The following is a 26,180-nucleotide window of genomic DNA, read 5'->3' as shown; positions in this document are numbered from 1 at the left end:
TCGCCGCGCCGCGCGCAGGCGGCGCGGGCGGCAGCGGAATTACCGCAAGGGGTGGGATACGCGGGCGCTACTTCGCCTGCGACGACGCGACCTTGGCGCTGGTGTCCTTCTTGCGCGGCAGCGCAGTGGCCTTGATGTCGTCCGGATAGGCATAGACCACGCGGCCGTCCTTGACCTCGCCGAAGACCACCAGATTGGCCGTGATGGCGTCGTGGTCGTCATGCGTGAACGGATGGTCGTAGGTCATGACCACGCCTTCCACCGGCGTCTGCAGATTCTCCAGGGCTTCGCGGATCTTGGGTCCGTCCGTCGAATTGGCCTGCTTGATGGCCGCGGCCAGCAGATAGATGGAGTCGTAGCCCTGCGCCGCCGACACGGGGGAATCGATGCGATTGTTCTTGGGCTTGAACTTGGCCAGGTAGGCGTCGATGAAGGCCTTGCGCTTGGGTGTGTTGGGCTCCTGGATGAACGTCTGCGGCATCCGCGCGCCTGAACCGTTCGGCCCCGCGTTGTCGATGTAGTTGGCCATCGACAGCGTCCAGCTGCCTATCATGGGCACCTTCCAGCCCAGCTTGGCCATGCCGTTGGCGATCTGCGCCAGTTCGGGTCCGATGCCGTAGGTCAGGATGGCCTCGGCGCCGGCCTGCTTGGACTTGAGCAACTGCGCCGTCATATCGACGTCCTTGATGTTGAACTTCTCCACGGCTACGGCCTTGACACCCTTGGCCGCCAGCGCCTTTTCCAGATCCTCGCGGCCCAGCTGGCCGTAGTTGGTGGAATCGGCCAGGATGGCCACCTTCTTGTAGCCGTCGCGCACCACCGCCTCTTCGACGATCATGGGCGCCTGGATGCTATCGTGCGCGGCGTTGCGGAACACGTAGTTGTCCGGATCGGTGAACTGGTGCGTGATCACGCTGCCCGTCGCCACATTGTTGAAGACGGGAATCTTGGCGTCCTGGTAAAAGCGTTGCGACGCCAGCGCCACGCCGGTATTGATGAAGCCGACCGTAGCGACCACCTGCTCCTTATTGATCAGCTCCTGGGCGATCTGCACGCCGCGTTCGTTCTTGGCCTCATCGTCGCGTTCGATCAGCACCAGCTGCCGGCCCAGCACGCCGCCGTTCTTGTTGATCTCCTCCGCCGCCAGCCGCACGCCGTCGCGCATGCTGACGCCCATGGAGGACGAACCGCCGGTGTACGGTCCGGACACGCCGATCTTGATGGGGTCGGCGGCATACGCCCCACCGGCCAGTGCGAATGCAAGGGTTCCTACCAGCAGTTTTAAACGATGGTTCATCGTTGTCTCCGTTGTCGATATCGATGCTGCGTTGGAAAACCGTCAGTCTTGCGATCAAATGATTGCGGCGGCGATGCTCCCGTCAAGGACGCGCTGGCCCGCGCTGGCGCCGGTGCGTGACATGGGTATGGCGAAGCTGAAAATGCTGGCCGATGGCCAGCGAACGATGCGCATGACGGGGGCATATGGCATAGGCATCGCGACAGCGGCGACGCCCTTATGCCCGTATTCCGCGGCGGCGGAAATCATGCCTTCTCCCTCGATCTTCTTGTCTGCGGCGCGAAGCCATGCAAGGCCTTTGCGTGCCGCGCGGCGCGTGAGTATGCGCCGCGGTCTCCTCGTGTCCAATGATAGTGAGGGCGCGGCGCGTGCTCAATGCTGCTTTCATTAGGGATTGCCCGCGCGACGAAAGTTTCGCGTAAGTTCCGCCGGGTTTGCGGCGACCGCGACGGCGCCCGGCACGCCATTCACCTCGTGATGCGAGCCAAAACTGTCGACAAAGCAATGGGCCGGACGTCGGTGCTCCCGGCTCGGCGCGCGACCAGGTAGCGGCGCCGACGGTTTGTCATCGCATGCGTACTATCCGCTCGATGCGCGCATCACAATGCACGCGCCAACAGCCGGCACGCGAGCGCGGCCATGACGATGGCCATTCCGCCATCCAGCAGGCGCCACGCGCGCGGATCGCGGAACCAGGGCCGCAACAGCCGCGCGCCGCCGCCCAACGCCAGCAGCCACAGCGCGCTGGCGGTCATGGCGCCCGCGGCATAGGCGGCCGCGTTGTGGCCGAAGCCCTGCGCCAGCGACCCGACCAGGATGATGTCCATCCAGAAATGCGGGTTGATCAGGGTGAAGCCCAAGGCGCCCAGCATGGCGGCGCGCCGCGTCCCCGCGGTCTGCCGCGCGGGCGCCAGCGCGCTGCCGGCGGACCAGGCGCGCCGCGCCGCCCGCGCCGCGTACATGGCCAGAAAGACGGCGCCCGCCCACGCCACCGCCGGCATGATCCAGGGTGTTTGGTTCGCCAGCGTCCGCCAGGCCAGGACGCTCAGGGCGATGCAGATGGCATCGGCGGCCGCGCACACGGCCAGCACGCTGCCGATGTGGGCGCGCTGCAGACCCTGCCGCAGAATGAAGGCGCTTTGCGCGCCCACCGCCGCGAACAGGCCCAGACCGGTACCCAGGCCGGACAGCCAGGGAAGGAAGAAGGAAGCGTTCATGATGGCGGTCATTCTGGCTTGCCACACATATGAAGAACAGCTAAATTTCCTAACCCAAGTTTAGTTTTGCTAACCTATATGAATCTGGACCATGCCCAGCTGCGCGCGCTGGCCGCCGTCGTGCGCGAAGGCAGTTTCGAGCGCGCGGCGGCGGCGCTGCATGTCACGCCATCGGCCGTCTCGCAGCGCATCAAGGCCCTGGAAGACCGCGTCGGCCGCCTGCTGGTGCAGCGGACCACGCCCACGGCGGCGACGCCGGACGGACGGGTCCTCGTCCAATTGGCGGAACAGGCGGCGCTGCTGGAGCACGATGCCTTGAACCGGCTGGGCGTGGCCGAAGATGCGCCGCAGGCCACGCTGCCGGTGGCGGTCAATCACGACAGCCTGGAAACCTGGTTCATGGATGCGGCTGTCGACTTCGCGGCGCGCACGCGGGCGACGCTGGACCTGCGGGCGGAGGACCAGGACCATACCGCCGAACTGCTGCGCGGCGGCGCGGTGATGGGCGCGGTGACCACGCTGGCCGAACCGGTGCAGGGCTGCCGGCTGCATGCGTTGGGCAGCATGCGCTACGCGGCGACCTGCAGCCCGGATTTCCACAGGCGTTATTTCGCCGACGGGGTCGATCCCCGCTCGCTGGCCCAGGCGCCGGTGCTGGTCTACAACCGCAAGGATGCGCTGCAAGGCCGCTTCGCCAGGCGCATCATGCGCGGCGCGAGCTGGCAGCCGCCGGTGTGGTGGCTGCCTTCCGCGCGCGCCTTCGTGCGCGCCTCGCTGGCGGGACTGGGGTGGACGATGAATCCCTTGGCGCTGGTGCAAGACGATCTGGACGCCGGCCGGCTGGTGTTGCTGCGCGCCCGCGCGTTCGAGGACACGCCCTTGTACTGGCAGCACTGGCGGGTGGCGTCCGACACCATGGCCGCGTTGACGGATGCCGTGCTGGCGGCGGCGCGCGGGTTGATACGCCGCCGCGGCGGCTGAGCCGGAAACGCCCGGAACCGGCGGCGTTGAATCGGAGGTCGGTGTTTGTGTCCTCCGTAAACCGGCGCCCTAAAACAGACGCTGGTTAAACTACGACCACTATCCTAGGAGACCACGTATGCCGTTTTCCCGCCTGGCCCTCGCCGCCGCCGTGCTCGCCCTGCATGGCACCGCGTTCGCGCATGACTACAAGATCCGCGACATCGAAATCGACGATGCCTGGGTGCGGGCCACCGCGCCCGGCCAGACCGCGGGCGGGGGCTACATGGAAATCGAAAACGACGGCGCCGCGCCGGATCAGCTGATCGGCGTCAAGTCGGACGCGGCCAGCAACGTCACCATCCACCAGACGGTGACCAGCAATGGCGTATCGACGATGCGGGAAGTCGACGGCGGCGTGACCGTACCCGCCAAGGGCGAGGTCAAATTCACGCCCGGCGGCTACCACATCATGTTCGAAAAGCTGAAGGCGCCGTTCAAGGAAGGCATGGAGATACCGGCCACCCTGACCTTCCGCCAGGCCGGCGACGTGCAGATCAAGTTCAAGGTCAAGCCGCTGACCTACAAGGCGCCGGCCATGGGCGGACACATGGAGCATGGCGGCATGGGCAATATGCCGGCGCACGGCCACTGAAAACCGGGGCGGCGCGGCGGTGCGCGGGAAGCTGGTGACCCTGGGCGCCGACCCCATTGGCGACGCCCGGGCGGCCTTCCAGGCTTATCACGCCGGCGCCCCTACTCCAGCCTGATATTGGCCTTCTTGATCACGCCGGCCCACATCGCGCGCTCCTGCTCGGCGTAGGCCTTGAACTCCGCCGGCGGCATGGGCATGGGGATGACGCCCATATCCTGCAACTTCGCCGCGACGTCCGGCTGCGCCAGCGTTTTCTGCAGATCGGCGCTGAATTTTTTCACCACCGCGTCGGGCAGTCCGGCGGGACCGACGACGCCCTGCCAGGCATAGGCGGTGAAATCGGCCACGCCCTGCTCGGCCATGGTGGGCACGTCGGGCAGCACCGGCAGGCGCTGCGGCGTGGCGGCCGCCAGCACGCGCAGCTTGCCGGCCTTGACGTTGGGCAGACCGGCCGCCAGATCGATGAACATCAGGTCGACCTGGCCGCCCAGCAGATCGGTGATGGCCGGCGCGGCGCCCTTGTACGGAACGTGCAGCATGTCCACGCCGGTGCGTTGCTTGAACAGCTCCAGCGCCAGGTGATGCGGCGATCCGGAGCCGGCCGACGCCACCGTCAGCTTGCCCGGCGTGGCCTTGGCGGCCGCCAGCACGTCGGCCACGGTCTTGTACGGAGAGTTGGTGTTGACGGCCAGCAGCAGCGGCAGCTTGGCCAGGCCGCCGATATAGGTGAACTTGTCGGGATCGTAGGAAAGCTTGGCGTACAGCGACGGGTTGTAGGCCAGCGTGCCGGAATCGGCCGTGCCCACCGTGTCGCCATTCGGCACGGCCTGCGCGATGGCGGTCGCGCCGATGATGGTGGCGGCCCCCGGGCGGTTTTCCACGACGATGGTCTGCCCCAGCGATTTTTCCAGCGCGCCGGCGACGTTGCGCGCCACCACGTCGGAGCCACCACCGGCGGGATAGGGCACGATCCAGCGTATGGGCTGGGTCGGCCAGTTCTGTGCGTACGCGGGCGTGACGACGGTGGCGGCGGCTAGCGCGGCGGCAAGTGCGGCGGCCGGCGCGGCAATGCTGGCCGCGCGCCTGACGAAAGCGAGCATGGTTGTCTCCGTGGCACCCGCGTCGATGCGCGCGGGTCGGCGCACATTATGCCGACAAGTCAGGCCGCCGCGCCATAATCGCGCGCGCCGAACAGCGCGCTGCCGATGCGGACTTCCGTGGAGCCTTCCTGGATGGCGAGCTCGAAGTCGCCGCTCATGCCCATGGACAGGCGCCGCATGTCGACACCGGGTATGGCTTCGTCGCGCAGGCGGTCGCGCCAGGTGCGCAGGGTGCGGAAGCACGCCCGGACCGCGTCATCGTCGTCCGAATTGACCGCCAGCGTCATCAGGCCGCGCACGCGCAGCGCCGGATAGTCGCGCGCCAGCGTGCGGACGAAGCCGGGCAGCTCGGCCGGCTCCAGCCCGTACTTGCTCGGCTCGTCGGAGGTCTTGACCTGCACGAGCACGTCCAGCGCGCGCCCTTCCTGCTCCAGCCGCCGGTCCAGCGCCTGCGCCAGGTCCAGGCGGTCGAGGGACTGCACTTCGGCGGCCAGCCGCGCGGCATCCTTGGCCTTGTTGGTCTGCAGATGGCCGATCACCACCCAGTCGATGGCGCAATCGGCCAGGGCCGCGGCCTTGTCGCGGATTTCCTGCATCTTGCTTTCGCCGAAGCGGCGCAGGCCCAGCGCCGCCGCCGCGCGGATCTGCTCGGCGGGAAAGGTTTTGCTAACGGGAAGCAAGGCGACTTCCGCCGGGTCGCGGCCGGCGCGAACGCAGGCCGCGGCGATGCGGGATTGCAGGTCCGCCAGGCGGGCGGCGAAGGTATCGGTGGAAGACATGGTCATGCGGTGGTGAACAGCCAGGAGTCTAAACCGAAACGGATCGCGCGGCGGCGAGCACCGCGATCCGCGCCGCGCCCGGGGGGGTGGGCGCATCGCGAACAGCGCGGTGCGGTGCGGTGCGGTGCGGTGCGGTGCGGTGCGGTGCGGTGCGGTGCGATTTGGTCCGATCTCGGGATTAGAATATCCGCCGCGTTCCGGCCCGCCCCCCGCGGCATTCCGTTCCTGCATCAGGGTCCACCATGTCCTCCCGATCCGTGCCCGGCTACTCGTTCGCGGCACCTTTCCAGATTCCCGCGCCCTCCCCCATCCGCTCGCTCGCGCCTTACGCCAATCGTCCAGGCACGATCAGCATGGCGGGCGGCTATCCCGCCACGGAGCTTTTCGACGTCGAGGGCTTGAACGCCGTGGCGGCCAAAGTGGGCGCCCGGCTGGCCGGCTGCTTGCAATACTCCAATATCGAAGGGCAGGCGGGATTGCGCGCGCAGCTGGCGCGGCTTTCGGCGGAGCGCGGCATATCCTGCGACCCCGACACCGAACTGGCCGTGACGGGCGGATCGCAGCAGTCCCTGGCGCTGCTGGGCCGGGTGATGCTGGAGCCCGGCGATACGGCCATCATCGAAAGCCCCGGATTCCCCAATTCGCGCCAGGCCCTGCATTACACCGGCGCGACCGTGCATACGGTGCCGTCCGGACCGGATGGCGTGGATGTCGATGCGCTGGCGGTGCTGGTCGAACAGGTACGGCCCAAGCTGGTCAGCGTCGTGGCCACCTTCTCCAATCCCTGCGGCGCGACGCTGGATCTCGAACGCCGCCGTCGCCTGATCGAACTGGCCGCCCGCCATCGCTTCCTGCTGGTGGAGGACGACCCCTACAGCGAATTGCGCTTCGAAGGCGAGCCGATCCCGCCGCTGCTGGCGCTGGCCGAAGGCGAACAGCGCGACTGGGTCGTGTATATCGCGAGCATGTCCAAGACCATGGCGCCGGCGCTGCGCATCGGCTGGCTGATCGCGCCCGCGGAAATCCGCCGCCGCTGCATCAGCGCCAAGGCCGCCGACGATATGGCGTCCTCGGCCTGGATCCAGGAGATCGTCGCGCAGTACCTGGAGGACGGGCGCTACCGTGAACACGTGCCGCGCATCCGCGCCGCGTACGCGGCACGCGCCAATGCGCTGGCGCGCGCCCTGACGGAGGAGATGGGCGACCTGGTCAGCTTCCGCAAGCCGCAGGGCGGCATGTTCTGCTGGGCGCGGCTGAACGGCGATATTGACAGTACCCGACTGCTGCCTCATGCCATCGAGCACGAAGTGGTCTACGTGCCCGGCAAGGCCTTCTACAGCGATCCCGCGCAGGCGGACGCGCATGCCATGCGACTGTCCTTCGCCACCATGAACGAAGCGCAGATCCGCACCGGCATCGTGAGGCTGCGCCAGGCATTGGAGGCCTGCGCGGCGGGCACGCCGACGACGGTGACCCTGGCGGCATAGCGGCCACCGTGGCCGCGCCGGCGCCACGGTGTCATTCCGCGCCGGCGAGCAGATCGGCGAACAAGGCGGGCGCGCCCATCTGGCCGCCCTTCAGCATCAGTTCCATCCCATCGGCCGTATGCCCCGGCGCATGCACGCGGCAGACGGCGACACCCGGATGGGGCGTGTAGGAAAACGTCAGCGCCCGCGCGCCCCACGATTGCACCGCCAGGCTGGAGGTGTCGCCGCCGGCAAAGCCGGCCCGCGCAAGCGGATGGCGTTGCAGCACGTCCGCCATCAGCCGGCCGCAGGCGCGCGCCAGCGCACTGGTAAAGCCCGGTCGCCGGGCGCCGCTGTCGTCGCCTAGCGTGCTGTGCGCGACCACGCTGCGGCCCGCCTGCAAGGCTATGACAATGCGCTCGGTCAAACCGGCCGTGTAGGCGACATCGCCAGCCGCCATGGCCGGCGCGTCCAGCGGTATCGAGACGAAGCCGGCCAGCTCGGCGGCGACGATCTGCGCGGCCGTGACGGGCGAACGGCTACCCGCGACGATGAAGGTCTGGTCGACCTTGCGCGCCAAGGCGGCCGCGCCCGCGGCACGCCCTTCCGTCGCCAGCCAGGCCTGCGGCGCACCCGTGGGGCCGACGACCAGCAAGGACGCCCCTTCCACGTCCAGCCGGTACCTGAGCAATGCGCCGACGCGCGACAGATCGGCGCTGCGAGTCACGTCGAACAGCACGGCCGGCGCCCCCTGGCCCAGCAGGGCGTCCAGGCGCCGCGCGGCGGTATTTGCGTCTTCCTCCAGCATCGCGATGTCGAACGATGCAACGCCGTCCAGCCCCTGGCGCGCCAGATGCAAGCGCAAATCGGATTCGTCCATGGGCGTGACGGGATGGCGGCTCATCGTGGGATGCCGGTCCAGCCGGTACACCAGCCCGTCCTGGCCCGCGCGCGCATACAGATGGCCGAAGCTGCAATAACGCCCCAGGTTGGGCTGGCCGCCGACGATGTACGCCGGCCGCTTTCCGAGCGCGCGCCACGCCAGTCGCAACGCATGGCCGATACTGCCGATATGCGGCGCGCTGTCGAAAGTGGAGCAGGTCTTGTAGTGCAGGACGTCCGCGCCGGTGGCCGCCAAGCCGCGAAAAACGCGTGGCAAGGCCTCGTCCATTTCGGCGGGCGACATCGATCGCGCCGTACCGGCCACGCCCACGCAATCGAGCGGACCGAAATGGGCGAGATCGTCCGCGGTGGGCACATCCAGGAACAAGGCGGCGCGCAGGCCGGCGGACACTACCGTGGCCAGCGTGTCCGTGGATCCCGTGAAGTCGTCGCCGTAAAACGCCAGGCGCGGCCGTGGCGGCGCGGCGTCCGCGCTTGCCGATGCGGCTGCCGGCATGTTCATGGACATGCATGCGCTCCGTTGTGCTGTCGCCGGCCCGTCCCCGCCTTCGCGCCGCCGCTCAGCCATAGAAGTCCAGCGCGTGCGCCAGGGCCGGACGCTGGCGCGCGAACTCAGGCAAGGCCACGCCGGCCCGTGCCGCGTCCCAGGCGTCGCGTATGCTCTGCACCCCCGCGGCGGCGCCGTCCGGGTGCCCCAGGATACCGCCGCCCGACAGGAATATCAGGTCCTCGCTGCCCAGTCCCTGGAAGGTCGCCGGCACGGTGCCCGCCCATTGGCCCGACGAAAATACCGGCATGACGGCATCCCCGCCGGCCATGGGCGCCAGGCAGGCGCGCGCGGATTCGATGACGCTTTCGTCGCTTTCATAGAACTTGCCGCCCAGCCCGTTGACGTGCAGCTGGTCCACGCCGGCCAGGCGCCAAAGCGCCTGGTAGGCGGGAAACGCGATGCCCAGCGCCGGATGGCGCGACATCATCGCCATGCCGTTGCGATGGCCGTGGATGGCGAGCGGGCTGGTGCGGCGCAAGGCCTGGATGGCGCTGAAACCGCACCAGTTCAGGCTGGCCATGACGCAGTTGCCGCCGGCGGCTTCGACCCGCGCGGCATGGCCGCGCATGGCATCCAGATCGTCGGAAATATTGAAGGCGTACATGACCTTGCGGCCGGTGCGCTGCGCGTGATCGTTGATCACCCGCATGACGGCTTCCACCCGTCGCGCCAGGGGCGAATGCGGCGGGTTGGCCATGCATTCGTCATCCTTGATGAAGTCCACGCCGGCCTCGCACAGGCCGGCCACCACGCGCGCGGTCTGTTCGGGCGTCATGCCTACATTGGGCTTGATGATGGTGCCCAGGATGGGGCCGTCGCGGCGGCCCGTCAGCGCGCGCGTGCCGTCCACGCCGTGGCGCGGCGCATCGAACAGCTTCACGTATTCGGCGGGCAGGTCGAGCGACAGCAGCTTCACGCCGGTCATTTCGCCCAGGTCATAGATATTTCCGCCCACCGTGGCCGCCAGGGCAGGCAGATTGGCGCCGACGTTGTCCACCGGAAAGGACACCGTAACGATGGCCTGCCGATAGGGTCCGCGCACATCGCGCCGCTGCAGGAAGGCATTGGGCAGGCTGGGCGTGCCGGTCAAGCCCGTCTGTTCGATGGACTGCACGAGGGCGCGCGAGCGCCGGCGCAGGTCGTCGGTTTCGCCGGCCACCCGCACGAAGGTGCCGCTGGATTGTTCGCCGGCCAGCACTTCGGCGGCCTGCTCCGGCGGGAAAGGCGTTTCGATGAAATACCGGGCGCGGAAATCGCGCCTTGGGGTGTCCGTCATGGCGGGTCTACTGGATGTCTACAGGGGTCTACAGCGTGGCAAGATCCGGAAAGGGGCGCACCGGATCGCGACCGTCCCAGCCTATCGAGGCCTCGCGTATCAGCCGGAACAGGCGGCCCTTGGGACCGGCGATCTCGGACAGCTCGATTACGGTGCCGGGATGGGTTTCGGTTTCGTAGTAAACGTAGCGGCCGCGTTCCCCGACTTCGCCGCTCATGCCGACCTTCAATCCACGCTCGGCCAGGCGGCGCACGTTTCAATGGCGCATTTCCTTATGGATGCCGCGCACGACGTAACCCGCCTGCCGCGATTCGCCGAACAATCGACTCACGGCTATGCCTGGGTCGGCCATTCGATCAGACCGGACCGCCTTCGCGCGCCCACCGCACGGCATCCTCGACGCGATCGTTGCCCCAGAACATCTCACGTCCGGCGAACATCATGGGGGCGCCGAAGACGCCCAATTCTTGCGCCCTGTCCACCTGCGCGCGAAACGCCTGCTTGATCTCGTCGCTGCCGGCGCGCGCCAGCACGGCTTCGGCATCCACGCCCAGCGCGCGCAAGCGTCCAGCCACGACGTCCCGCTGCTGGATGTCCAGGTCGTCGACGAAGTTGGCGCGGAACATGGAAAGGCAGAACGCCTTGCCCCAATCCGCCTGCAGCCCGATGAAGGCCACCCGGGACGGCAGCACGCCGACCCGCGGGAACTCGGTCGGGCGCCGATAGGTGATGCCGTATTTGGCGGCCAGGCGCTGGACCTCGCGCATCATGTATTCGCCCTTGTCGGGGAACAGGCGGAAAGGCGAGTCGTCCCAGCCGCGCGCCTTGAATATCGGTCCCAACAGGAAAGGCCGGTAGTCCACCGTGACGCCGTGCGCCGCGGCAATCGGCTCGATGCGCTCCAGCGCCAGGAAGCTATAGGGGCTGGCAAAGTCGAACCAGATCTGCAACTGCCCTTTCGCGTCCGCGGCAGCGGATGCCGCCGGCTTCGTCTCCATCTGCGTCATGTCGCCTCTCTTCTCTATCTATTGTCTTCCGGGGTTGAACCCGTGTTCGCTCTTGCCGCCGGCGCCGGGTCCCACGTCGATCGCCCGGTCCGCCTGCCGCGGGGCCGCGGTGCGACCGGCGCGGGCGCGCGCAGCGCGCGCCCGCCGACCGTGGCCGGTGCGGCTGATCCGGCCTCCGGCCGCAACGGCGGCCGTCGCCGGGAAACGTCAGCCGCCGACTTCCACCCCCGGCTCCCCGCGGGCCATCCGGCCCACCACCGCGGCCTGGCCGAAGCCCTGCTCGCGCAATACCTCCAGCACCCGCGGCGCGGTCTCGCGATCGCAAGCAACCAGCAGCCCGCCGGAAGTCTGCGGATCGGTCAGCAGCGCGCGCGCGACATCGTCGACGCCCGGCGCCAGCGCGACCGCGGCGCCATAGGATGCCCAATTGCGCCCGGATGCGCCGGTGATCATCCCCGCCTGCGCCATCTCGCGCACCCCGGGCAGCCAGGGCAAGGCCGCCAGATCGATGCGCGCCCGCAGGCCCGCGCCGCGGCTCATCTCCAGCGCATGGCCCAGCAGGCCGAAGCCGGTCACGTCGGTCAACGCATGCACGCCGGGCAGCGCCGCCAGCGCCGGCCCCGGCGTATTCAGCCGCGTCGTGCTGTCTATCATGGCCTGGTAACCCGCGGCATCCAGCTGGTTCTTCTTGAGCGCGGCCGACAGGATGCCCACCCCCAGCGGCTTGCTGAGGATAAGCACGTCGCCCTCGCGCGCGTCGGCATTGCGCCTGACGCGGTCCGGATGGACCAGCCCCATGGCGGCCAGGCCATAGATGGGTTCGACGGAATCGATGGTGTGCCCGCCCGCCACCGGAATGCCGGCCTGGGCGCAGACGTCCTGCCCGCCGCGCAGGATTTCCGCGATGGTTTCACGCGGCAGCACATTAATGGGCATGCCGACGATGGCCAGCGCCATGATGGGCGTGCCGCCCATGGCGTAGACGTCCGACAGCGCATTGGTCGCCGCGATGCGCCCGAAGTCGTACGGGTCGTCCACGATGGGCATGAAGAAATCGGTGGTGGCGATCAGCGCCTGCTCGTCGTTCAGGCGGTACACCGCGGCGTCGTCCGCGGTCTCGGTGCCGACCATCAGGCCGGGAAAGGCCTGCGTCGGCGCGAAGCGCGCCAGCAGGTCCGCCAACACGCCCGGCGCGATCTTGCAGCCGCAGCCGCCGCCGTGCGAAAGCGAAGTCAGGCGCGGCGGCGCGCCGGCGCTTGCGTCTAGGGTCATGGGAGTCTCCAGGAAAGCGGAGAAAGCATAGCACCGGCCCTCCCCGGCCGCGCCGCGCCAGCCGCCGCTCACCCGGGGCCTGGCGCCCCCGTGGCGGTCCCGCTACGGGCCCCAGCATTCGGGCGCCGCCGGGCCCGCGGCCTCTACACAAGAGCCGTCAAAACGTCCTACTATCATGGTCCTTCCAAGCCCATACTCGCCCAGGCCCGAACGAGATGACGACGCTGCTCCCCGACTGTCCGCTATGCCAGCAGCACGGCGGCACGCTGCTGTGGCAAGGCACCCACATGCGCGTGGTGGAGGTCGAAGACGCCGATTATCCCGGCTATACGCGGGTCATCTGGAACTCGCACATTCCGGAAATGACCAGCTTGTCGCGCCATGGCCGCGAGCTGATGATGGAAGCCGTCTGGCGCATAGAGGAAACGCAACGCGAAATCCTGCGCCCGGACAAGGTCAATGTCGCGTCGCTGGGCAATATGGTGCCGCATCTGCATTGGCACGTGATCCCGCGCTGGCGCGGCGACCGGCATTTCCCCGACGCCGTGTGGGCCCCGCCGCGCATCGCGCCGGGCCAGGAACCGCCCGAATGGGCGCCGCGCATGCAGGCCATCCGCGCCCTCATGCGACGGTACCAGGACCGCCTGCTGGAAACCCTGAATGCACTGCCGCGCCACTGAACCGGCGCCGGCGTATCCGGCGCCACGGATTTTCATGACCGCGCTCATGCCATGAACACTCGTTTTTTCGCCATCTCTGTTCCGCGGCTGCTGGCCGCGCTGGGACTGATGGCCGCCGCGCCGGCCTGCCTGGCCGCGCGGCCCATCAATACGCCCTGTCCCGGAACCCTGCAACTGACCCAGACGCCGGTCAATACGCCGGGCGGCTGGTCGGTCATGCCCGATCCGCGCCGCGATACGGACCATCGCCTGCAGGGAATTACCTTCTTCGCCGGCGATCCCCGCAATATGGTGGCGCTGGCGCCCGACGCCGAAAAGCGGTCCACGCGCGGCTATGCCTCCACCTGGCATTTCCGTCCGGACGACCAGGGCTATTGGATAGGCTGCAGCTATACGGATACGAACCTGCTGGCGGTGCGCAAGCTGGCGGACAACATCAGCCAGTGCGACATGATGCAATACCTGGCCGACCGGCGCCGGCCGGGCGGCGCCGTGGAAGTGGTGTGCTACTGAATGGACAACTGCCTGCGCACGCCTCTTTCCCTATTGGTTTCCCAACTGCCGCCGGATTGGGCGCCGGCCCTGGCGACGCCCGCCGCGGCACGCATCCTGCCGGAACTCTGCGCACATATCGACAGCCGGGTGGACGCCGGCGTCACCGTCTACCCCCATGCGCCTTTCCGCGCGCTGGAAATGCTGCGTCCCGGCGACGTCAAGGTGGTGATCCTGGGACAGGATCCCTACCACGGTCCCGGACAGGCGCAGGGGCTGGCCTTTTCGGTGCCGGATGACTGCAAGCGCCCGCCCAGCCTGCGCAATATCTTCAAGGAAATCGCCGCGGAGTATCCCGACAAGGGCATCCCGGCGGGCAATGACCTTACCCCCTGGGTCGAGCAGGGCGTGCTGCTGCTGAACACCTCGCTGACGGTGGAGGACGGCCAGCCGGCATCCCACGCAAAGCGCGGCTGGGAAGCCATTACGGACGCGCTGATCGAGCTGGTCGCCCGGCAGTCGCGGCCCAAGGTGTTCATGCTGTGGGGCGCCCATGCCCAGTCCAAGCGGGCACTGTTGCCGGAGGACGACAATACGCTGGTGCTGATGGCCAATCATCCCTCGCCCCTTTCGGCCTCGCGCCCCCCCGTCCCCTTCCTGGGGTGCGGCCATTTCCGCCGGGCCAACGACTGGCTTCTGACGCATGAGCAGGAAATTGTCGATTGGGGTTTGCCCGAGAAAACACTGGCGTCGCAGCAGGCATTCAGGTTATGATTTTCGCGCTGCACAAAAGAACGGCATTTTTCCGCATTGCTAGTCCGCCGCCGGCGTCGCCGACGGCCTCGAAACAAGTCACGGTGTTTGCAGCTTCGTCGGGTATGGGTATTAAACCCGGGTATTGAACCCGGAGTGAAACCCAACCCGGCCCATGCCGGTCTTCATCGCTTCCTGACCCCTTTCCTTACGCCAGCGTCCCCATCTGGACGCGACATGCGCATGGTTGATCCGGTCGGCGTCGATGCTCCATCAACCTGCGCTGGATCCGGCACACACACCCCGGCCCGGCCTCGATACGTGCCGCCAAAAGCGGCAAGGATAAGTCATGTCTTTCGAATCCCTGGGACTCGAGCCCACCCTGTTGTCCGCGCTGCAAGAAGCCGGCTTCGATACCCCCACTTCCGTCCAGGCCGCCGCCATTCCTCAAGCCATGGCGGGCCATGACCTGATGGTCTCTTCGCAGACCGGCAGCGGCAAGACCGCGGCCTTCATGCTGCCGGCGCTGAACCGCATCGCCAAGATGCCGGCCAACAAGGGCTCCGGCGTGCAGGTCCTGGTGCTTACGCCCACCCGCGAACTGGCCTTGCAGGTCAATGACGCCACGCGCCAGTACGGCAAGAACCTGCGCGACCTGCGCACCGCCACCGTGGTGGGCGGCATGCCCTATGGCGCGCAGCTCAAGGCCTTGTCGCGCCGCGTCGACGTGCTGGTCGCCACGCCCGGCCGCCTGATCGACCACCTGCAGGCCGGCCGCGTCAAGCTGAACACCGTGCATACCCTGGTGCTGGACGAAGCCGACCGCATGCTGGACATGGGCTTCATCGAGGACATCGAGACCATCGTCGGCCGCCTGCCGGCCGAGCGCCAGACGCTGTTGTTCTCCGCCACGCTGGACGGCACGGTCGCCAAGCTGGCGGCCAAAATGATGCGCGAACCGCAGCGCATCGAAATCGCCGGCGCCAAGGAAAAGCATTCCAACATCACCCAGAGCCTGCTGTACGCGGATGATGCCGCGCACAAGATGCAGCTGCTGGACCACGTCCTGCGCGACACCACGCTGGACCAGGCCATCGTTTTCACCGCCACCAAGCGCGGCGCGGACGACCTGGCCGACCGCCTGTCCGACCAGGGCTTCGCGGCGGCGGCGCTGCATGGCGACATGAACCAGCGCCAGCGCACCCGCACGCTGAGCATGCTGCAGAAGCGCCAATTGAAAGTGCTGGTGGCCACCGACGTGGCTGCCCGCGGCATCGACGTGCAGGGCATCAGCCACGCGGTGAATTTCGATCTGCCCATGCAGGCAGAGGACTACGTGCACCGCATCGGCCGTACCGGCCGCGCGGGCCGCGATGGCCTGGCCTTTACGCTGGCCACGCATGCCGAACGGCACAAGGTGCGCCGCATCGAGCACTTCATCGGCCAGACGCTGACGCCGCAGATCATCGCCGGCCTGGAGCCGAAGCGCACGCCGCGTCCGTACGAACGCTCCGGTTCCGGCGGCAAGCCGGGTTTCGGCAAGCGGCCGTTCAACCGCGATAGCCGCGGCGGCTTTGGCGCCCGGCCGTTCGATGGCCCCCGTCGCGAGTTCCGCGAAGGCGCGGGCCCGCAGCGCGAGTTCTCCGGCGATCGTCCGCAGCGCCCGTGGCGCGATGGGGCCCGCCCCATCCGTGCCGAAGGCGAGGCTCGTCCTTTCCGTGCCGAGGGCGAGGCTCGCCCGGCCGACCGCGGCTTCCAGCGCAACGACCAGGGCTTCCGTAGCGACGGCGGTCCGCGCAGGACCGAACGCAGCGGCGAGGAAGGCGGTTTCCGTGCCGAGCGCACTTTCCGCCAGGGTGATCGTCCGCAGCGTCCGGAAGGCGGCTTCCACCCCGCGCGGTCCGAAGCCGGCATGCGCGCCGACAAGGCCGCCCGCGACGGGAACGGCCATACGGGCCGCTCCACTGAAGGCTACGCTCGCCCCACCGGCAGGCCCGCTTTCGACAAAAGCGGCAGCCGGTCGGGCAAGCCCTTCAAGCCTGCCTACGCCGGCCGCCGGGACTGATCTGCATCGGCATCGCGGGTAGCGACATGACCCGCATATGAAAAACGGCGCGGTACCACCGCGCCGTTTTTCTTTTCCGCAAGGACGTATCTCGCGCGGCGGGCGCCATCCATGGAGACCCGATTGCCGCGCCTTGCCTTGTTGCCCCCCGTCCTCCGCTTCCTGCTTTTGTGCGCGGCCGCGCTGGCAGCCGCCGGCGCACAAGCCACGCCGCCACCGACCGCCGTCACACTGCGCAATCCGCTCTGGACCGTCGAACTGCGACCGCAAACGCTGGCGATCCGCGTGCTGCCGCCGGCGCGCGGCATTGACCCGGGCCTGTTTCCGCTGGCTGAGCACTCGCCCGCCGCCGCCGGAAAGGCAATTTCCGACAGCGTGGAACGTTCGCGCGGGATCGAGATTTCCAGCGGCGTGCCGGCCCATCCCACGCAAGACCTGCGAACCAGCCCGACGCAAGCCACCTGGCAATGGGACCAGGGCCGCTATCGCCTGGCGGCCCGGCTGGACGGTGCCGACCTGACCCTGTCCATACAGGCGCGCGACGCCGGCCGGCTGGCCATCCTGCGCCAGCCCGCGGTGGCCATGGGCCGGGCGCTGGCCCTGCCCATGGCGGAAGGTCACTACATCCCCGCGGGCGATGCGCGATGGCGCGACTTCCTGCTGCGCGACATGGCCGAGTTCGACACCTCGGCCGATCTGAGCCTGCCGCTATGGACGCTGGATCATGGCGACCACACGCTGTCGTGGATACTGGAAAACCGCTATGACAACGTGGCCGCCTTTACGCGCGATGGCACGGGCCTGGCCATGTCGCTGGACCATGTCTTTACAGCGCTGGCGCCGGACGCGCCCATGACCCTGGTCCTGCACCTGGGCGCCGCCGATCCGCTGGCGGGCGCCCGACGCCATCGCGCCCGGCTGCTGGAGCAGGGCCGCCTGCGCGCGCTGGACGAAAAGATAAAGGCCATCCCGGCCGCGGCCGGGCTACCGGGCGCCAGCCATCTCTACCTGTGGGGCAGCGGCCTGCTCGCACCGAAGGATGTGCGCGACTGGCCCGGTTTCCTGGCGCGCCTGGACGGCGCCGGGCCCTTGTCCACGCGTTTGCGCGCACACATGGACAATGACCTGCTGGCCACCATCCGCGATGCCGCCGGCAAGCCCGAAGCGACCGCTAAAGCATGGCTGATCCGTGGCATCAACGACGCCTTCGACGCCCTGGCGCGCGGCGCCTGGCAGACCGCGGCGCCGGACCCGCGCGTGCTGGCGTCGCGCTACGGCGAGATCCGACGGGAGGCCGCGCGGGCCTTCGGCCCCACGCTGTCCCCGGACCCGGCACGCTGGGGCGCCGGCGTATCCATCGACACCATGCAGGCGCTGCAACGCGCCGGGCTGCGCCGGCTATGGCTCGGACTGGGCCAGGGCTGGGAGGGCGGACTATGGCACCCGGAAGCCATCGCCGCCGGTGTCCGCGCGGGCTATCTGGTCGCGCCCTACGATTCCTACGAAACCGCGCTGCCGCCGGGCCAGCAGCCCAGCTGGGCATCGGCGCAGTTGGGCGCGGCGGCTTATCGCGATTGCGGCATCGAACGCGCCGACGGCAGCATGCAGCCGGGCTTCCAGGGCGCCGGCCGTTACACGGACCCCGACTGCGTGCGGCCTTGGCTGCAGGCCCGCATACGCGCCATCCTGGATGCCGTGGCATTCAACAGCTGGTTCCTGGACGTCTATGCGACCGGCATGGCGTTCGACAACCATGCCGCCGGCCGCGCCGCCCCGCGGTCGCGCTACGTCGCGGAAAGCGCCCGCAGCCTGCGCTGGCTGGCCGATGCGCTGGGCCTGCCGGCCGGATCCGAAGGCGGCAATGCGGCGGCCGACGACATTCTGTTCGCGCACGGCATGCAGACGCCGGTGATCGGCTGGACGGATCGCGATCTGCATGGCAATGCCCGCTCGCCGTATTTCCTGGGCCACTGGTATCCCGAGGACGAACCGGCCAAATTCTTCAAGCCGGTACGCCTGAAGGAACCCTACGCCGCCATCCACTTCGATCCGGCCACTCGCCTGCCGCTGTACCAGGCCGTCTATCACGGCGCGGTGATCACCACGCACCATTGGCTGTTCGACAACCTTAAACTGCGCAACGTCGCGCGCGAAAATACCCTGATCCAACTGCTGTACAACGTGCCGCCGCTGTATCACGTCAGCAGCGGCACGCTGGCCGGCCGCTTGCCGGAGATTACCCGCCACGATGCGTTCTTCAGGCCGCTGCACGAACGCCTGGCGACGCAGGCGCTGGCCGGGTTTTCGTGGCTGACGCGGGACAGGCGCGTACAGCGCACGGTATTCGAAGACGGCACCAGCCTGGTGGCGAATATGCGCGCCGGCGACTACCGGCACGGTGATACGGTGATTCCCGGCTGGGCTATCGCGGCTTTTGTGCCGGGGCAGAGCAGGCCGCTGATCCATCGCGCCACGACGCGGTTTCCGGACGACGGGATTTCCTGAAACAATGGCGGCCTCGCCCACCTCTTGCAGCAGCAGTACATGCCCCAGACTTTTCCGCCCCCGTTGGATGATGCATCGCAGGCGCACACCGCGCGCATGGCGGCGCATCTGCATGCCGCGATCGCGCAGGCGGGCGGCTGGCTGTCGTTCGAGCACTGGATGGCGGAAGCCCTGTACGCGCCGGGACTGGGCTATTACGCGGCGGGCAGCGTCAAGCTGGCGGAAACCGGACCAGGCCGCGACGAACACGCGGACCCCGCGGGCGATTTCGTCACCGCGCCCGAATTGACCCCGCTGTTCGGCCAGACCGTGGCGGCACAGGCGGCGCAAGTGCTGCGGCAGACCGGCACGAATACCGTTCTGGAGTTCGGCGCGGGGACCGGCGCGCTCGCCGGGCAGGTCCTGGCCGCGCTGGATGCGGAAGGCCTGGACGTGCGCTACCAGATCGTCGAGGTCTCCGCGGACCTGCGCGCCCGCCAGCAAACGCGGCTGGCCGCGTACGGCGGCCGCATCACCTGGCTGGACCGCCTGCCCGATGCGTTCGAAGGCTGCGTGCTGGCCAATGAAGTGCTGGACGCCATGCCGGTGCAGGTCTTCCGCTGGGATGAAACAGGCGCCCTGCTCGAACGCGGCGTCGTCACGACGCCGGAAGGTGGCTTTGCCTGGGCCGACCGCGCCGCCCCGCCGCGCCTGGCCGAGATCATGGCGCAACGGATGCCGCCGCTGGAAGGCTATGTATCCGAAGTGAATCTGCAAGGCGAGGCCTGGGTGCGCGGCATGGGGCAATGGCTGCGGCGCGGCGTGGCCTTGCTGATCGATTACGGCTTTCCGCGCCATGAGTACTACCATCCGCAGCGCGCCGCCGGCACGCTGATGTGCCATCTGCGCCATCACGCGCATGCCGATCCGTTCCTTGCGCCTGGATTGCAGGACATCACGGCGCACGTGGACTTCACCGCCATGGCGGACGCCGCCTTGTCGGGCGGGCTGGATGTGCTGGGCTATCTGTCGCAGGCGCGCTTCCTGGTCAATGCCGGGCTGATGGACCGGCTGGCGGCGCTGGATGCCGGCGACGCCGCGAATTACGCGCGCACGGTCGCGCCGGTGCAGAAGCTGGTGTCGGAAGCCGAGATGGGTGAGTTGTTCAAGGTGCTGGCGATCGGACGCGATGTGGATCCACCGCTGATCGGTTTCCGGCGTGGCGACCGGCGCGCCATGCTTTAGCGGCGCCGCGCACGTTGCAGCCCTCCCGCGGCGCGCCGGCACGCGACTGGCGCCGGGGGCATATTGCGTGTCTCACGCGCGGCGCGAAGCTCTCGGCGCCCTGGCCAGGATCTACGCCCGCCGCAGGGCACGCAAGCGCGCTTTGCGCAGCGCTTCCTTGATACGGGCGGGGTCGCCCGTATGTTCGCGCGCGATCGCGCCCGCATCGATGCCGCGGACGGCATCCAGATCGGGGCGCCATGCGTCGTGGTCGACCGCCATGCGGACATCCGCCGTACGCAGCAGGTCCAGGAAACGCCCCGGTTTGCGCAGGGCGTCGCAGCGCTCCATCAGCGCCAGCCTGGCTTCGGCGTCGTCAGCGGGCCAGCCGCTCTCGGCGGTCCGGGCGTCCGGCGCGCGATCGCCAGCAAGGGCGGCATCCTCCCTTCGCGTGGCCTGCAATGCCGCCAGCCCATCCAGCACCAAAGGCAGCAAGCGCGCGTGATCCGCGCATTCCGTGGGAACCCGCAGGCGCGCCGCCAGGTCACCCCGCTGCGGCGAGCCCAGGCAAAGCAGCGCATAGCGCCCCGCCAGGGGCAAATCGCGCCGCGCGGCTTCGTCCAGATCGGCCTTTACCCCCGGGTCCACCCGCAGGCCCGGCAGGATACGCGGCAAGGCATCGGCCTGCTCCAGCACGTCCATCATCCTTGCGGGATGCCGCGCCATCAGCCCGCGCGACAACTCTTTCCACACGCGTTCCGGCACCAGGGCATCGGCCTCGCCCGCCTGCACCATGGCGCGGCACAGCGCCAGCGTTTCCGGCGCCACGGTGAAATCGCCGAAGCGCGCGGCGAAGCGGGCCAGGCGCAGGATGCGCACGGGGTCCTCGGCGAAGGCCTCGCCGATGTGGCGCAGCACACGCGCACGCAGGTCGCGCACGCCGCCCAGGGGATCGATCAGCCGGCCGTCGGCATCGCGGGCGATGGCATTGACGGTCAGGTCGCGGCGCGCCAAGTCGTCTTCCAGCGTGACGTCGCTGCCGGTGTAGAAGGTGAACCCTTTATAGCCACGGCCCGATTTGCGCTCGGTGCGCGCCAGGGCATATTCCTCGTGCGTGGCGGGATGCAGGAAGACCGGAAAATCCCCGCCCACCGGCACGAATCCACGCTGCGTCATCGCTTCCGGCGTCGCGCCAACGACGACCCAGTCGCGGTCGCCCGCCGGCAAGCCCAGCAGTTCGTCCCGGACCGCGCCGCCGACGATGTAGGCCCGCAGTCCATCCAGCACCGGATCGCTCATCGCGTCACCCGGCGGCGGACGTACAAGACCGGCGCCGGGCGCTGGCGGCGGCCGCCCGGCCGCCCGCATACACGGCGCATGCGGCGCGCGCCATCACGGCAGGTCCGTCCGTTCCGGCGGCTGCGGCGAGACCTGGCCCAGGCGCTGCTTGAGCGACTGCGGCTGGCCGCTGAACAGCGCCGCGTAATACGTGGCGTTGGCCATGACATTCTTGACGTAGGTGCGCGTCTCGGTAAAGGGAATGGTTTCGGCGAAGATGGCCCCTTCCACCGGATGCGTCAACGACGCGCGCCAACGGATAGGCCGGCGCGGTCCCGCGTTGTAGCCGGCGCTGGCCAGCACCTGCGAGCCGTCCAGATCCTGCAGCACCATGCTCAGGTAGGAGGTGCCCAGCAAGGTATTGGTATCGAAGTCGTTGACCTGTCCCGGCGTGAAATTGCTCAGGCCGATTTTGTTGGCGACCCATTTGGCGGTGCCGGGCATCAGCTGCATCAACCCGGACGCGCCGACGGACGAGCGCGCGTCCATGATGAAGCGCGATTCCTGGCGGATCAGCCCATAGACCCAGGCCGGGTCCAGCGCCACCTGGCTGGCCTTGGCGGCCACGCGCCCTTCGAAGGGTGCGATGTAGCGCTGCGTGAAATCGAACTCCTTTTCGGTGCGATCCGACGTATTCACCACCCGATCGTAGATATTTTCGCGGCGCGCCAGTTCGGCGGCGGCCAACAGCTGGCGATCGTCCATGCCGCGCAGCGCGAAGTTCCATTCAGGCACGGCATCGCCGCGCCAGCCCAGGCGGAACAGCGCGATGGCGCGCTGCAGGCCCTGGTTGGCGCGCGCCTGCGCCATTTCCTGCGTGCTGGGCGGCGGCGCCTTCGGCGGCACGGTGATGGCGCGGCCCAGTTCTTCCGCCGCCAGCTGGCCATAGAAACTGAACCTGCCGGCGATCTGCTCGTACTCGCGCTGGGCCTGCTCGCGGCGGCCCAGCGCCGCGACGCCCCGCGCGTGCCAATAGATCCACGCGGGCTCTTCGCGCGCTTCCGGGGACATGGCCTCGATGGAGGCGACGACCCACTTCCAGTCGATGCGCGGCTGCCGCAGCGCGGCGCGCACTTTCCATTCTTCGTTGTATTGCGTCAGCCGGATATGGCCGGCTTCCACATACCAGTCGTGGGCGCGCGGATCCTGGTTCAGCACCGCCACCAGCGCCAGCTGCGCGCGCACCCAGGCCAGATCCTGGCGCGGCAGGTTCTTGGCCCATTCGCGGCGGACGTAGGAATCGGCGACGTCCAGGTTGCCGCGCGCCAGGCGGGCCAGCGCGATGGTGACCAGCTCGGTTTCCGCCGGCGAGCGCAGCGTCCGCGGCTGGCGCACCAGCCATTTCATCGGGTCCTTCATCATCGCGTCGTAGGCTTTCTGCTCCGGCGGTTCGAACAGATAGCCCGCGTATTTGCGCGCGTCGCCCAGCTTGTTGTCTTCGATGGCGTCGCGGAACCGGGGCTGCAAATCCTTCCAGCCCAGGATGCGGTTGGCGACCAGGTCGTCATAGAGCGACCAGCACCACACGCCCGGCGCGAAGGCCCGCAGCGCGTCCGCGCCGCTGACCTTGCGGCCCGTCATGTAGCGCGCCTCCAGCGCGGCGCACTCCGTCTGCGCATTGCCGTTCTTGACCGGCGCCAGCCTGTTGACGGTGTCGTAGTCGCCCGAGCGCGCGGCCGCCAGCAGCCAGTCCGCGCGCAGTTTGTCCGCCAGATAGGCGTCCGGATTGCGCTCGATGAAGCGGCGCAGCTGGTCCACCGGCCATTGCGCGCGCGGCATGTTCCACACCTGGTAGCGCAGCAGCCAGTATTCGGGGTACATGCCCAGCACGTCTTCGCGCGCCTGCGGCACCACCACGGCCAGCGCCGACCATTGTTTGCGCGTCATGGCGTCGCGGGCGGTGATCACCGCCTGCCGCGCGGGCGTCAGGGGATCGGTGGTCAGCAGCGAGACCTGTTCCGGCTGCGCGCTGGCGGTGGGATCGTTGGCCAGGCTGGTGACGGGCGCGGCGGCCCCGTTGGAAGCGACGAGTCCGGCGGCCGCGCCTGGCGCGGCGGCGGCATCGCCCGCGTTCGCCGTGCCGTCGACCGCCAGACCGGGCGTATGCTGCGCCAGCGGGGCGTGCTGTTGCGCATCCACCGGCGCGCACGCGGACGTCAGCAACCCCAGCAGCGGCAATACGCGGCCCAGCAGGCGCGCGGCATCGACCCCCGGCGGTTTCTGATAACGTCCCGATTCCCCCCTACGCATCAGCTCTCCTTAACGCCTGTACCCAATGACTACGAAAAATACGACAAAGGATAACGCAGTACCGGTGCGCAAGCGATTGCGCGAGGCCCGCGCATCGTTGAACGATGCGCAGCGCCAACGCGGAGGACTGCTCATGCGGGGCCGTCTCTATACATGGGTGGCGCTGGCGCGCGACGCCGCGCGCAAGGCAGGCCAGCCCGAACTGTCGGTCATCGCCGCCTATTGGCCGCTGCCCGACGAGCCGGACCTGCGGCCCCTGCTCAGCCAGTGGGTCGAGGCCGGCATTACGGTCGCCCTGCCGGTGGTGCGCGGCCCCGGTCAGCCGCTGGAATTCCTGCCCTGGACGCCGGACACGCCCATGCGCGAAGGCGCCTACGGCATCGCCGAGCCCGCGGCCGGCGCCGCGGTTACCCCGGAGCTGATCCTGGTGCCCACGCTCGGCTACACCGGGCAGGCGGACCGGGTCGGCTATGGTGGCGGCTACTACGATCGCACGCTGGCGGCCCTGAAAGCGGCCGGACATGGTTTCACCACGATCGGCATCGCCTGGTCGGTGGGCCGCCTGGAGGACACCCATGCCCCCGAACCGCACGACGTCCGCCTGGATGCCGTACTTACGCCGGACGGCTGGGTGCCCAAGGCGCCTTAAACTGAACGGGCCAGACCGCAACAGGCCGTTCCACGGGTCAGCTCACGTCGGCCGGACCACAACCGCCGGACCTCGCCGGGCGGCGCCACGGCGGGCAAGCGCGGCACGCCGAATCGCCGCCCACGCCCTCCGCCAGGCGCCCGGCACCACGGCGGTGCGTCGGCGGCCGGAACGGGGCGTCGCCCACGCACCGGAACGGCCCCGCACAGGGCGCCGGCCGGTCCGCAAAATTGGCACGACTGTTGCTTCTTAGCATTCGTAAACGGGCGTCCCCGTCTATCGCCCGGGTAAAGGGCGAAGGCGGCCGCCCCCGACCGGGAGGAGCGCAATCATGGACCAGCCGTCCGGCCCAATCCGCGCCTACGACGAGATGTACGACAGCCAGGGCGGCGTGCGGCAGCACTACAGCGCCCTGCAGCAATGGCTTGCCACGCAGACCGACGAGGTCATGGCCGCGCGGCGGCTGGAGGCCGACTTCAATTTCCGCCGCGTCGGCATCACCTTTTCCGTGGCCGGCGACGAGGCCGGCACCGAGCGGCTGATTCCCTTCGACCTGATCCCCCGCATCATTCCGGCCGCCGAGTGGCGCGAGCTGGACGCCGGCCTGAAACAGCGCGTGCGCGCGCTGAACATGTTCATCCACGACATCTACCATGGCCATGACATCGTGCGCGCCGGCATCGTCCCGGCGGAACAGGTCTTCCTGAACGCGCAATACCGGCCGGAGATGCAGGACGTCGACGTCGCCGAGAACATCTACTGCCATATCGCCGGCGTGGACGTGGTGCGGGCCGGCGCGGGCGCCTTCTATGTGCTGGAAGACAATCTGCGCGTGCCGTCGGGCGTGTCATACATGCTCGAAAACCGCAAGATGTCCATGCGCCTGCTGCCCGACGCCTTCAGCCGCCTGAAGGTGGGCCCGGTGGCGCACTACCCCGACCTGCTGCTGGACAACCTGCGCGAAGTCGCGCCGCGCGGCAACGACGATCCGACCGTGGTGGTGCTGACGCCGGGCATGTACAACTCGGCGTACTTCGAACATGCCTTCCTGGCCCAGCAGATGGGCGTCGAGCTGGTCGAAGGACGCGATCTCTTCGTCGACCACAACACCGTCTACATGCGCACCACCCGCGGGCCGCGCCGCGTGGACGTGATCTACCGGCGGGTGGACGACGACTTCCTCGACCCGCTGTCCTTCCGCGCCGATTCGGCGCTGGGCGTGCCCGGCCTGCTGTCGGTATACCGCGCCGGCCGCATCACGCTGGCCAACGCCATCGGCACCGGCATCGCCGACGACAAATCCACGTATCTCTACGTGCCGGACATGATCCGCTTCTACCTGGGCGAAGAACCCATCCTGCAGAACGTGCCCACTTGGCGCTGTTCCAGGCCGGACGAGCTGTCGCACGTGCTGGCGAACATGCACGAGCTGGTGGTCAAGGAAGTGCATGGCGCCGGCGGCTACGGCATGCTGGTGGGGCCGTCGTCGACGCGCGCCGAGGTGGACGACTTCCGCGCGCGCGTACGCGCCAACCCGGCCGCCTACATCGCCCAGCCCACCCTGGCCTTGTCGACCGTGCCGACCTATGTGGAAAGCGGCGTGGCGCCGCGCCACGTCGACCTGCGTCCCTACGTGCTGTGCGGCAAGGAAATCCATACCGTGCCGGGTGGCCTGTGCCGCGTCGCGTTGACCGAAGGCTCGCTGGTGGTCAACAGCAGCCAGGGCGGCGGCACCAAGGACACCTGGGTGCTGGAGGAATGAC

The 26,180-nt window shown here is 68.7% G+C and carries 22 protein-coding genes and 1 pseudogene; 11 read left to right on the top strand and 12 right to left on the bottom strand.

Annotated features, from left to right (window positions below):
- Window positions 1–67: 67 nt before the first annotated feature.
- From ACNA0R_RS01760 to ACNA0R_RS01750, 3 genes are all read right to left on the bottom strand, one after another.
- A complete protein-coding gene (locus ACNA0R_RS01760) occupies window positions 68–1,297 on the bottom strand; it encodes an ABC transporter substrate-binding protein (protein ID WP_415824156.1) in 1,230 nt (409 codons plus the stop codon).
- 54 nt (window positions 1,298–1,351) lie between these two features.
- A complete protein-coding gene (locus tag ACNA0R_RS01755) occupies window positions 1,352–1,546 on the bottom strand; it encodes a hypothetical protein (protein WP_415824155.1) in 195 nt (64 codons plus the stop codon).
- A 350-nt stretch (window positions 1,547–1,896) separates the two neighbouring features.
- Window positions 1,897–2,526, bottom strand: coding sequence for a LysE/ArgO family amino acid transporter (locus ACNA0R_RS01750; RefSeq protein WP_415824154.1), 630 nt, complete (start codon window positions 2,524–2,526; stop codon window positions 1,897–1,899).
- 66 nt (window positions 2,527–2,592) lie between these two features.
- Between ACNA0R_RS01750 and ACNA0R_RS01745 the strand changes: the two genes are divergently transcribed.
- Together ACNA0R_RS01745 and ACNA0R_RS01740 are read left to right on the top strand one after the other, a co-directional pair.
- Complete coding sequence (locus tag ACNA0R_RS01745; protein ID WP_415824153.1) at window positions 2,593–3,495, top strand: LysR family transcriptional regulator ArgP; 903 nt, start codon at window positions 2,593–2,595, stop codon at window positions 3,493–3,495.
- Window positions 3,496–3,613: 118 nt separating this feature from the next.
- Window positions 3,614–4,129: a copper chaperone PCu(A)C gene (locus ACNA0R_RS01740; RefSeq protein ID WP_415824152.1), complete on the top strand. Its 516-nt coding sequence runs from the start codon at window positions 3,614–3,616 to the stop codon at window positions 4,127–4,129.
- Window positions 4,130–4,230: 101 nt separating this feature from the next.
- On the opposite strand, the gene ACNA0R_RS01735 is transcribed toward ACNA0R_RS01740, so the two are convergent.
- Complete coding sequence (locus ACNA0R_RS01735) at window positions 4,231–5,229, bottom strand: Bug family tripartite tricarboxylate transporter substrate binding protein (RefSeq protein ID WP_415824151.1); 999 nt, start codon at window positions 5,227–5,229, stop codon at window positions 4,231–4,233.
- A 59-nt stretch (window positions 5,230–5,288) separates the two neighbouring features.
- Window positions 5,289–6,008 (bottom strand): YggS family pyridoxal phosphate-dependent enzyme, encoded by a 720-nt coding sequence (locus ACNA0R_RS01730; protein WP_415824150.1) that lies wholly within the window; start codon window positions 6,006–6,008, stop codon window positions 5,289–5,291.
- Between the two features lie 242 nt (window positions 6,009–6,250).
- Between ACNA0R_RS01730 and ACNA0R_RS01725 the strand changes: the two genes are divergently transcribed.
- Window positions 6,251–7,495 (top strand): aminotransferase-like domain-containing protein, encoded by a 1,245-nt coding sequence (locus ACNA0R_RS01725; RefSeq protein WP_415824149.1) that lies wholly within the window; start codon window positions 6,251–6,253, stop codon window positions 7,493–7,495.
- 31 nt (window positions 7,496–7,526) lie between these two features.
- On the opposite strand, the gene ACNA0R_RS01720 is transcribed toward ACNA0R_RS01725, so the two are convergent.
- The 5 genes and pseudogenes from ACNA0R_RS01720 to selD all read right to left on the bottom strand — a co-directional run bounded on the left by ACNA0R_RS01720 (window position 7,527) and on the right by selD (window position 12,482).
- Window positions 7,527–8,885, bottom strand: a complete 1,359-nt coding sequence (locus tag ACNA0R_RS01720; RefSeq protein WP_415824148.1) for a four-carbon acid sugar kinase family protein — start codon at window positions 8,883–8,885, stop codon at window positions 7,527–7,529.
- Between the two features lie 52 nt (window positions 8,886–8,937).
- Complete coding sequence (locus ACNA0R_RS01715; protein ID WP_415824147.1) at window positions 8,938–10,203, bottom strand: ribulose-bisphosphate carboxylase large subunit family protein; 1,266 nt, start codon at window positions 10,201–10,203, stop codon at window positions 8,938–8,940.
- Between the two features lie 28 nt (window positions 10,204–10,231).
- Window positions 10,232–10,429 (bottom strand): annotated as a pseudogene (locus ACNA0R_RS01710) (VOC family protein); the annotation flags it as partial.
- A gap of 130 nt (window positions 10,430–10,559) precedes the next feature.
- Entirely contained in the window at window positions 10,560–11,210 is a 651-nt protein-coding gene (locus ACNA0R_RS01705) for a 2-hydroxychromene-2-carboxylate isomerase (protein ID WP_415824146.1), read from the bottom strand.
- 207 nt (window positions 11,211–11,417) lie between these two features.
- Complete coding sequence (gene selD, locus ACNA0R_RS01700; RefSeq protein WP_415824145.1) at window positions 11,418–12,482, bottom strand: selenide, water dikinase SelD; 1,065 nt, start codon at window positions 12,480–12,482, stop codon at window positions 11,418–11,420.
- Between the two features lie 215 nt (window positions 12,483–12,697).
- Between selD and ACNA0R_RS01695 the strand changes: the two genes are divergently transcribed.
- The 6 genes from ACNA0R_RS01695 to ACNA0R_RS01670 all read left to right on the top strand — a co-directional run bounded on the left by ACNA0R_RS01695 (window position 12,698) and on the right by ACNA0R_RS01670 (window position 20,201).
- On the top strand, window positions 12,698–13,162 hold the full coding sequence (locus ACNA0R_RS01695) for an HIT family protein (RefSeq protein ID WP_415824144.1): 465 nt from the start codon (window positions 12,698–12,700) through the stop codon (window positions 13,160–13,162).
- Between the two features lie 51 nt (window positions 13,163–13,213).
- Entirely contained in the window at window positions 13,214–13,675 is a 462-nt protein-coding gene (locus ACNA0R_RS01690; RefSeq protein ID WP_415824143.1) for an STY0301 family protein, read from the top strand.
- Window positions 13,676–14,428 carry a uracil-DNA glycosylase gene (locus ACNA0R_RS01685; protein ID WP_415824142.1) on the top strand — a complete coding sequence of 251 codons (753 nt, stop codon included), beginning with the start codon at window positions 13,676–13,678 and terminating at the stop codon, window positions 14,426–14,428.
- A 328-nt stretch (window positions 14,429–14,756) separates the two neighbouring features.
- A complete protein-coding gene (locus ACNA0R_RS01680; protein WP_415824141.1) occupies window positions 14,757–16,472 on the top strand; it encodes a DEAD/DEAH box helicase in 1,716 nt (571 codons plus the stop codon).
- Between the two features lie 111 nt (window positions 16,473–16,583).
- Window positions 16,584–18,977: a glycoside hydrolase gene (locus ACNA0R_RS01675; RefSeq protein ID WP_415824140.1), complete on the top strand. Its 2,394-nt coding sequence runs from the start codon at window positions 16,584–16,586 to the stop codon at window positions 18,975–18,977.
- Between the two features lie 39 nt (window positions 18,978–19,016).
- Window positions 19,017–20,201: a class I SAM-dependent methyltransferase gene (locus tag ACNA0R_RS01670; protein ID WP_415824139.1), complete on the top strand. Its 1,185-nt coding sequence runs from the start codon at window positions 19,017–19,019 to the stop codon at window positions 20,199–20,201.
- A gap of 111 nt (window positions 20,202–20,312) precedes the next feature.
- Here ACNA0R_RS01670 and ACNA0R_RS01665 read toward each other — a convergent pair whose 3' ends face one another.
- Window positions 20,313–21,479 carry a CCA tRNA nucleotidyltransferase gene (locus tag ACNA0R_RS01665; protein ID WP_415824138.1) on the bottom strand — a complete coding sequence of 389 codons (1,167 nt, stop codon included), beginning with the start codon at window positions 21,477–21,479 and terminating at the stop codon, window positions 20,313–20,315.
- A 93-nt stretch (window positions 21,480–21,572) separates the two neighbouring features.
- Window positions 21,573–23,771 carry a lytic transglycosylase domain-containing protein gene (locus ACNA0R_RS01660; protein WP_415824461.1) on the bottom strand — a complete coding sequence of 733 codons (2,199 nt, stop codon included), beginning with the start codon at window positions 23,769–23,771 and terminating at the stop codon, window positions 21,573–21,575.
- Window positions 23,772–23,793: 22 nt separating this feature from the next.
- Here ACNA0R_RS01660 and ACNA0R_RS01655 point away from each other — a divergent pair, with 22 nt between their 5' ends.
- The gene (locus tag ACNA0R_RS01655; protein ID WP_415824137.1) at window positions 23,794–24,417 is read left to right on the top strand and encodes a 5-formyltetrahydrofolate cyclo-ligase; all 624 of its coding nucleotides are present in this window, start codon (window positions 23,794–23,796) and stop codon (window positions 24,415–24,417) included.
- 331 nt (window positions 24,418–24,748) lie between these two features.
- Complete coding sequence (locus tag ACNA0R_RS01650; protein WP_415824136.1) at window positions 24,749–26,179, top strand: circularly permuted type 2 ATP-grasp protein; 1,431 nt, start codon at window positions 24,749–24,751, stop codon at window positions 26,177–26,179.
- Window position 26,180: the final 1 nt, after the last annotated feature.

Origin of the sequence: Bordetella sputigena, assembly GCF_965137885.1 — a bacterium.
Lineage (GTDB): Bacteria > Pseudomonadota > Gammaproteobacteria > Burkholderiales > Burkholderiaceae_B > Bordetella_C > Bordetella_C sputigena.
Note: the sequence above shows the minus strand (reverse complement) of the source record. Positions and strands in the feature narration are given on the sequence as shown.